We start from the raw sequence: 1,294 nt of genomic DNA on the forward strand, positions 1-1,294 counted from the left end.
CTAGTAACGCGCGCACGGGCCTAATGGCGTCGATTAGCCGCTGCCTGATTGCAGATGCCCGGCTTGGTACGCGCTGAGCTCGCTTGCCGGCTACCAGGTTAGCCAGATGCGAGCGCAGCTCCGTATCTGAAATACTCGCATCGCTATTCAAGCTGGTTAGCTCATCGAGCAGTTGCCTGTATTGTGCGGCCCAGTCGACGGGAGCCGTTACACCGTCGGCACTCTGCCGCCATAGATCTGCCACCCGGCGCTGAAACATGAAGATCAATTGATCAGTGGCAGTGAGCAGGCAATATCGTAGGAACGAGCCCACCTCGAGGGTGCGTGCCGGCTCCTTGATTCGTGCGCTGAACGATGGCGAGCGAGCCGCCAGGCGATGCGCAAAGCGCCGCACCAGAACATCGTTGAGGCCGATTGGATGGCGGTCAACGCCAATTTCGACAAGCCATTCAATACGTTCGAGCACTTGCGCGAACTGTCGTGTCGAGTGCTTCGCTGGGGCAGCCCAGAGCCAGTTCTGGATGTGTTGACCATCTGGTCGTACTTGTTCCATTGCAGCTACCCATCGTCGCCAGGTAGCAGGCGGGACTGTCGAGTGTATCGAGGCAGTGGCGCGCGCCTCAAACTCGGCCAATTCCGACGCGACAAGACTTCGAAGGGCACGCTCGTGGAAGATGATCAATCGATGCTGATACAGCCACTGGCGGGCATACGATAGGAGTCGTTCCCGATCTCCGCAACGCGATACTTCGTCGCGCAACGCCCGCACAAGGGCCGGGCGCTGGTGCGCCACCATCCAGCGAAATCCGAGCGTCTGGCAAGCTAAGAGTTGATGGTCGGATAACGTTCGGCCGCGAGCATAAAGCGCCCGTAACGAAGCTAGATCGGGTGTATCGATATCTAGCTCAATAGCTAGATGGCGAAGCAGGACCGGCGGCAGGATCCCGAACGCATTCAATGGGCAACCAGTCATGCGCAGGAAGCCGATATGCAGCGCCAGCCCCAGCTTCATCATCGAGCCCCGTCGTCGCGCGATTAGTTCGTGCTCGGCGCGGCTGTATGTGAAAAACGTCTGCAATTCGAAACTGCTGAGTTCACGCGGCACCTCCCGCGCGCCCAAGTACGTGCTCTGCCAGCCTTGCATCTCGTGCGCCTCCCGTGCGGTGGGCCAAACACGATACGTCAAGCAAAGGCGAACAGCAAATCTCAGAAAATCAAGAACTTAGGCTAGCTGACCCAGAACTCGGTTAGGTTTGCAAACCGTCGTATATTGCACCGAAAACAAGACTACCCC

Annotated in this window: 1 protein-coding gene; it reads right to left on the reverse strand. The window is 58.3% G+C overall.

The window, feature by feature from the left end:
* Positions 1 to 1,144, reverse strand: a 1,144-nt coding sequence (locus IPF36_RS34030) for a DUF4158 domain-containing protein (protein WP_195432331.1), incomplete at its 3' end; no start/stop codon positions are given.
* Positions 1,145 to 1,294: the final 150 nt, after the last annotated feature.

This window comes from Cupriavidus sp. IK-TO18 (genome assembly GCF_015549295.1).
Lineage (GTDB): Bacteria > Pseudomonadota > Gammaproteobacteria > Burkholderiales > Burkholderiaceae > Cupriavidus > Cupriavidus oxalaticus_A.